The 7274-nt window shown below is 42.5% G+C and carries 5 protein-coding genes and 4 tRNA genes; all 9 read left to right on the forward strand.

Going from position 1 to position 7274, the window contains the following annotated elements; all coding sequences use genetic code 11:
- The first annotated feature begins 28 nt into the window (after positions 1-28).
- A complete protein-coding gene (locus CXF60_RS01670; protein ID WP_102090519.1) occupies positions 29-1624 on the forward strand; it encodes a peptide chain release factor 3 in 1596 nt (531 codons plus the stop codon).
- Positions 1625-1827: 203 nt separating this feature from the next.
- Positions 1828-2679 carry an RsiV family protein gene (locus CXF60_RS01675; RefSeq protein ID WP_102090520.1) on the forward strand — a complete coding sequence of 284 codons (852 nt, stop codon included), beginning with the start codon at positions 1828-1830 and terminating at the stop codon, positions 2677-2679.
- A 157-nt stretch (positions 2680-2836) separates the two neighbouring features.
- Positions 2837-4063 (forward strand): FHA domain-containing protein, encoded by a 1227-nt coding sequence (locus CXF60_RS01680; RefSeq protein WP_102090521.1) that lies wholly within the window; start codon positions 2837-2839, stop codon positions 4061-4063.
- 175 nt (positions 4064-4238) lie between these two features.
- Positions 4239-5735: an anthranilate synthase component I family protein gene (locus CXF60_RS01685; RefSeq protein WP_102090522.1), complete on the forward strand. Its 1497-nt coding sequence runs from the start codon at positions 4239-4241 to the stop codon at positions 5733-5735.
- Between the two features lie 192 nt (positions 5736-5927).
- Positions 5928-6003 (forward strand) — tRNA-Thr (locus tag CXF60_RS01690).
- A 67-nt stretch (positions 6004-6070) separates the two neighbouring features.
- Positions 6071-6154 (forward strand) — tRNA-Tyr (locus tag CXF60_RS01695).
- Between the two features lie 84 nt (positions 6155-6238).
- A tRNA-Gly gene (locus tag CXF60_RS01700) sits at positions 6239-6312 on the forward strand.
- A gap of 103 nt (positions 6313-6415) precedes the next feature.
- A tRNA-Thr gene (locus CXF60_RS01705) sits at positions 6416-6490 on the forward strand.
- Positions 6491-6699: 209 nt separating this feature from the next.
- Complete coding sequence (locus CXF60_RS01710; protein WP_102090523.1) at positions 6700-7017, forward strand: DUF6122 family protein; 318 nt, start codon at positions 6700-6702, stop codon at positions 7015-7017.
- Positions 7018-7274: the final 257 nt, after the last annotated feature.

A 7274-nucleotide genomic window follows, 5' to 3' on the forward strand; every position in this document is an offset into this window, starting at 1 on the left:
AATCACATAACTGTTGAAGCTGAAAATTATGAGCGTAGATCCAAAGAAATTAAACAAAGAAGTTGCTAAGCGCCGCACCTTTGCCATTATCTCGCATCCCGATGCTGGTAAGACCACCATGACCGAAAAACTCCTGTTATGGGGTCAAGCGATTCAGGTAGTTGGTGAAGTAAAAGGCCGTAAGACAGATCGTCATGCAACCTCAGATTGGATGAGCATGGAACAAGAGCGTGGTATCTCGATTACGACGTCTGTCATGCAGTTTCCGTATAAAGACCATATGGTCAACCTACTAGATACCCCAGGACACGCCGACTTTAGCGAAGATACTTATCGTACTTTGACCGCAGTGGATAGTGCGCTGATGATGGTCGATGGTGCAAAAGGTGTCGAAGAACGAACCATCAAGCTGATGGAAGTATGTCGTATGCGCGATACGCCTATCATCTCATTTGTCAACAAGCTAGATCGTCAGATTCGTGAGCCGCTTGAGTTGCTTAGTGAAATCGAAGCCGTTCTAAAAATCAAATGTATCCCAGTGACTTGGCCTATCGGTATGGGTCAAGACTTCATCGGTGTCTATCATCTGACTGAAAATAAAACTTACTTTTATGAAAAAGGTAATGGCGGCAAGATGACGGTCTCTGAGACCCGAGAAGGCTACGATTATCCAGATATCCGTGAGCGTCTAGGACAGTTGATGTTTGACGCTTTCGAAGAGTCGCTTGAGCTGGTACAGATGGCGCTAGAAGAGTTCAGTGTTGACGCATTTTTGGCTGGCGAGATGACGCCAGTATTGTTTGGTACGGCATTGGGTAACTTTGGGGTAAACATGGTACTTGATACCTTAGTCAAGTATGCACCGCCGCCAAAAGCTCATCCAACGACTGAGCGTGAAGTATCAGCCACCGAGACAGATTTTACAGGCTTCGTCTTTAAGATTCAGGCCAATATGGATCCGCGTCACCGTGACCGTATTGCGTTCTTGCGAGTGTGCTCTGGTAAGTACGAGAAGGGCATGAAAATGAAACATGTGCGTCTGGGTAAAGACGTACGTATTGCTGATGCGCTGACCTTTTTAGCAGGTGACCGCGAGGCGCTAGAAGAAGCCTATCCGGGTGATATCATTGGTTTGCATAACCATGGCACCATCTCCATCGGTGACAGCTTCACTGAAGGCGAAGAGTTAAGCTTTACCGGTATTCCGCATTTTGCTCCTGAATTGTTCCGCCGTGTGGTACTAAAAGATCCGCTTAAATCAAAAGCTCTGCAAAAAGGTCTTCAACAATTAAGTGAAGAGGGCGCAACGCAGGTCTTTATGCCGCAGATTAATAATGATTTGGTTTTGGGTGCGGTCGGTGTCCTACAGTTTGAGGTGGTCGCGCATCGTCTCAAAGAAGAGTACAAGGTTCAATGTACCTTTGAGCCAGTATCGATAGCTACGGTACGCTGGATTCATTGCGATGATGAAGTAGCATTGGCGAAGTTCAAGAAGAAAGCTCATGACCAATTATCAATAGATGGTGGTGGTTATTTAACGTACCTTGCACCATCACGTGTTAACTTACAGTTGATGCAAGATCGTTATCCAGAAGTGACTTTTAGCAGTACGCGTGAGCATTAAAATCAGCCACATCGCTGTATTGTTTATCTATTAAGACACGCTAGCCGTGTCTTTTTTATTGTCTGTTATTTATGTGATAAATGCGAGGAGATAAGCATTTAGTTGTCAACAGAACCTTAAAAACACAAACAGTGTTCCTACAATACAGTGCAATTGTTACGGTAGAATGATAAACAACATTTTATATTTATAAAAGAGGACATATGCACACTACGACTCAAACTGATGATAAATCGATATCGGCTGATCTATTTTCGATAAAGGTAAGCCAGAGACGTTCAATTGCTATGTTGACTGGCAGCCTACTGTTAAGTGCCGTTAGTACGTCGGTAAATGCAGGAAGCTTTCTTAGTAGCACTGAATATCTACCGTATCAACTACCCAGTAATATACAAGAGACATGTGACAAGCGTGATAACTGTCCAGAGATTGAAGTTAAATATCTCAAAAGCAGTCAAAACTGGATAGATGAGATTGCCAATGCCCGTATCGATAACTTAGTCGTCAATAGTCAGATGACAGAGTCAGCACCTATTAAGGGTAAAATCAGCGAAAAAGAAGTTAAAGATGCTCTTGATAGCTTTGTGAGTTCGCAATTCCAAGATATGCCTGATGATGTGTCATGGGGTTATAATCTGATGGTAGCGCCCAATTATCTAGGTCATGTCGATGACTTTGAACTGTTTGAGATAAGCTCTTACGTCTATACTGGCGGTGCACACGGCATGCCTTATAGCGAGTACCTAGTATTTGACCCAAGTACCAAAAAGCAAGTCACGCTTGACGACATGCTTATCTCAGGTAAAAAACCTCGTTTTAAGGCGCTTGCCTATGATGCATATAAAGTGTGGGTTAAAACGGTTGCCGAAGACGTGAGCAGTTATGAGAAAAACTGGCCATTTACGTTGAGCGATAATGTGACCTTGACTGATACAGGCGTTAGCATTCGTTACCAGCATTATTCTATCGGCCCATATGCTTACGGTATGCCTATTCTTAATATCCCCTATAACAAGCTCGACAAAGTTATAAAACCTCACTTTATACCAAAGTAAATACTGTATGGTGTCTGAGGAAAGTACTTAATAAACCGTGCTAGGCAACTATTATTAAAGAAATAGCGACAATACTTATCACAAATTGGCAGTAATATTTTAGAGTTATTATTTTTAGCATCATTGGATATTCAATAGAAAAATAAGGAGTTATAACATGACAAACGAGACAGAAAGTACGAATACGGCAGCAAGTACAACTTGGCAGCTAAATGCATTGACGGAAGCGCTAGGTGACCTGACACTGACGGTTAGTGATAGCTTATCTATAGGTCGTGGTAGTGACAACGACGTAGTGCTAGGTAGCAAGCAGGTTTCTCGCAACCATGCAGTGCTCAGTGTGCTAGATGGTCAGCTGTACGTAAAAGACTTAGATTCTTCTAATGGCACGTTTATCAATGAGCAACGTATTGCAGGTAATGAATCTAGTCATCTAAAGGCAGACGATACGCTTGGCTTTGCAAGTTTTAGCTTTCAAGTACAGGAATCTACTGCACCTGTGACGACGTCAGAGAGTAAAACGCTAGCGCCAGTGACCACAGAAGAGCCAGTAGCAGATACACATGAGAATGCTGACACGGCTACTGTGCTAGAAACTCCTGCCAGTGAGCCTATGACCGAAGAGCAAGTAGTTGAGGAAAGCGTTCTTGAAGAAGATCCGATCATAGAGCAAACAGGCAATGAGCCAGTGATCAAAGAGACTGGCATCGAAGAAATGTTGCCTGCTACAGATGATACTGTACCTGTAGAATCTTTATCTGTAGATGCCGGCTCAGATATGACCGAAGAATCAGTAACCCCTACGCACGAAACCGTTGAACCGGCTGTTGAAGAACCAGCTGTTGAAGAGCTAGCTACTGAAGAAGCCGTTGCTACAGAGCCAGTTGTCAAAAAAACAGGTATCTATGAAGTACTGTCTGACGCGGATGCGGCATCGCCTACGCCAGTAGAAGAAACGCTAGGTGCCACAGAAGGGGTAGATGAAACAGCAACTGAAACAGAAGCTGTGACGTCTACAGAGCCATCACAGGCAGCATCTACTGATAGCGTGCCAGTGGTAGAAGAGCAGCCAGCAGTGCATGAAGAGCCAGTAGTCCAAGACGAACACGACAAAACGACAAAAACAGAGTTACAAGAAGAAGCTGACCCTGAAGTTTTAAAAGCCAAACAGGCAGCTAGTGCACAGTTTTCAGGCACGGCTAATTTAGGGCAGCCGCGCGATCTTGGTACCGAAGGCAATAATGCGATGGATCAAGAAATCAGCAACCCTGCCCATGCAGGTCATGTAGAGAAAAAAGCAAGCGGTGGCTGGTTTATATGGGTATTTGTGACCATTCTAATTATCGGTTTGGCCTTATGGTTGTTTAATATGGGCGGTGCATAATTCAAATCTACACTAGGTCTTTGTCGTGATTTTTGATAGAGAGCCTTGTTGTGCTTACCGTTTTTTAAACAAATGACTCATTATAGCGTCGATATTTTAGCGAATATTGGCGCTATATTTTATAGAGCAGCTTATAGTTTTATTATTGCCTATAAGGTGCTAAGAGAGCGTTGTTATGATGACTTTTGAAGAATACCAAGCTTTTAGAGATAGAGGCTTTAGTCACGCACCACTAGTAAAAAAACGTCTGATGGATGCGCAGACTCCCGTATCTGTATTCTCCAAAGTACGTGATCTAAACGGCTCTGCCTATCTGTTTGAGTCTGTGGTAGGCGGTGAGCGCTGGGCGCGATACTCCATGATTGGATTGGGTAGCGATCTGATTTTACAGTACGCTGATGGCAATATGACGACCAAACGAAACGATCATATTGATACAGAGTCAGTAGAGAATCCCTTTGATTACCTACGTGAGCTGATGGCGCAATATCATATGCCAACCGCTGAAGATGTGCCGACGATGCCGAGCTTTAGTGGCGGTCTAGTCGGTTACTTTGGCTACGATATGGTACGTGTTATTGAGCCAAGTGTCGGCTTATCTGATGCGGCCAACCCAATGTCGATGCCAGATATGTGGCTGATGCTTTCGATGAGCATTATTGTATTTGATAATTTAGAGAATACGCTATCAATCATCGTCTATGCTGATTGCCAGTCTGAGGATGGCTACAGTTCAGCTATCCGTGAGCTAGAACAAATCGAAGAAAAGCTAGCAGAGCCATCCAATTTGCGCGCACCTGTAATGCCTACGCCTAAATTTATATCGCAAACAGGTGCCGAAAAATACTGTAGCGATGTCAATAAAATAAAGGATTACATTGCCGCAGGTGACGTCATGCAGGTAGTGCCAGCGCAGCGATTGACAGCGGACTATACAGGCGACTCTCTAGCCGTCTATCGTGCGCTTCGCTACCTTAATCCGTCGCCTTATCTGTTCTTGGTGCATGGCTATACACTCGATGATCACAAACGCTTTGATATTATCGGTGCTTCTCCTGAAATCCTATCCCGTATCGAAAATGGCAAGGTGACGGTAAGGCCGCTAGCAGGGACACGGCAACGTGGCCGAGATAAGGCTGAAGACCTCGCGCTTGAGCAAGAGCTGCTAAATGATGAGAAAGAAACAGCGGAGCATTTGATGCTCATTGATTTGGGTCGCAATGATCTTGGCCGCGTTTGCGAATATGGCAGTGTTAAAGTCACAGAAAAGATGTTTATAGAGCGCTACTCACAAGTGATGCATATCGCATCTAATGTTGAGGGTACGATACGAGCTGATAAGGATGCACTAGATGTGTTTTGTGCCACTTCCCCAGCTGGGACGCTATCGGGCACACCCAAAATCCGCGCCATGCAAATTATCGATGAGATAGAACCAGTACGTCGAACAGTATTTGGTGGTTCAGTTGGTTATCTAGGTTGGAATGGTAATATGGACACGGCCATTGCTATCCGTACTGCGGTGATGCGCCGTGGTGAAATACATATTCAAGCCGGAGCAGGGGTTGTCGCTGATTCTATTCCAGAAAAAGAATGGGATGAAACCAATAAAAAAGCATTGGCCTTAATAAAAGCGGTAGAAATGGCCTGTAATGGCTTGCGTATTCGCTAATTAAATAGCCAGTAATGTGACAAAAATAAAGGCTACCAGTAAAAAGCTAATTTATCGTCATATTTTTGTTTATAAAAAAACCAGCTTAATCAGTGACTTAAATATTTATATCAAATTAATTTAAAAAAAGATGAAAAAGTACTTGCGCATCTCAAAAAATTTGATAGAATAGCCACCACTTTAAGAGAACAAGCCGACTTAGCTCAGTTGGTAGAGCAACTGACTTGTAATCAGTAGGTCGCCAGTTCGATCCCGGCAGTCGGCACCATCTCTCTTAAAGTAGCTTTTTATGAATTTGTCTTAAATGTAAGTCATTTTTGTTCAAAGCAACCTAAGGTGGGGTTGGGGAGCGGTCAAACCCAACAGACTGTAAATCTGTCGCGAAAGCTTCGAAGGTTCGAATCCTTCCCCCACCACCATATTTTCTAAAGTTTGTCATAGCGCCAAGCATACTCTCTATATCTCATAACTCTCGATTAGAGTTATCCTGAATAAGAGTAAATGCGGGTGTGGTATAATGGTAACACCTTAGCCTTCCAAGCTAATGACGCGGGTTCGATTCCCGCCACCCGCTCCATATATACACCATCGCAAAGCATAACAATAAATCATCACGAGAGTCAGTAATTATTGCTGCATCGTGATATTTTTTTTAGTGCAACTCAAAGGTTTCAATATACGCTCATATAGCTCAGCGGTAGAGCACTCCCTTGGTAAGGGAGAGGTCTCGAGTTCAATTCTCGATATGAGCTCCATTTATTGTTTATACCTTTTATGCTTGTTTTGCTATTTATATAACTTTGCGTCGATATCGAAATTATAGAATATTGAAATATATAACAGTAGTGCGGTAGACAATGATTCAAAGGTGACACTGAGGTGTTGCCTTTTAGTGCTGTCAGTATATTAATAAATATTGGTTTTGATGGTCTTATATAGAGAAGACTAAAACTAATAGGTCAGTATGCAGACATTAATACATTATTTTTTGCACTTTGGTTTCCCTCTTTTTATTGCGATTGCGTTTTTTAAAAAAGAGTGGAAAAAAGCATATCTGATTTTGCTTGCGACCATGTTGGTTGATATAGATCATCTGGTAGCAAACCCAATATTTCAGGCAAATAGATGTAGCATTAATTTTCATCCGTTACATACTTATTATGCGATGCTAGTGTATTTTGTTTTACTCTTTCTTCGTAAGCCTTTTAATATCATTGGAATTGGATTGCTGTTCCATATGTTAACGGATTTTACGGATTGTTTGATGATGTCGGTCAGCTAATATCGCGACCTTGCATATCAAGATAGTTATACGGTTATAAGAAAGGTTATAATCAATCGAGCTTTATATCTACTAGCTAGAGAGAAGTTGATTTCGATTGAGAGATGTATGACTATTTAAGACAAGTCAGCGTATAATAACGGATACAAGAATTAGTTCGGAGCATTGTTTAAGCAGTGGTTCGTGCGGTTGATAGCTAGGTTTATGATGATTTAATTCTATTATGAGCCATTAAACAGCTTTTTATTGATCATTCA

Source organism: Psychrobacter sp. 4Bb (assembly GCF_002836735.1).
Classification (GTDB): domain Bacteria; phylum Pseudomonadota; class Gammaproteobacteria; order Pseudomonadales; family Moraxellaceae; genus Psychrobacter.

Bases quoted from the DNA above. Each gene is read 5' to 3' on its own strand.
- CXF60_RS01670 (WP_102090519.1), top strand. From the start codon at position 29: ATGAGCGTAGATCCAAAGAAATTAAACAAAGAAGTTGCTAAGCGCCGC.
- CXF60_RS01710 (WP_102090523.1), top strand. From the start codon at position 6,700: ATGCAGACATTAATACATTATTTTTTGCACTTTGGTTTCCCTCTTTTT.
- CXF60_RS01685 (WP_102090522.1), top strand. From the start codon at position 4,239: ATGATGACTTTTGAAGAATACCAAGCTTTTAGAGATAGAGGCTTTAGT.
- CXF60_RS01675 (WP_102090520.1), top strand. From the start codon at position 1,828: ATGCACACTACGACTCAAACTGATGATAAATCGATATCGGCTGATCTA.
- CXF60_RS01680 (WP_102090521.1), top strand. From the start codon at position 2,837: ATGACAAACGAGACAGAAAGTACGAATACGGCAGCAAGTACAACTTGG.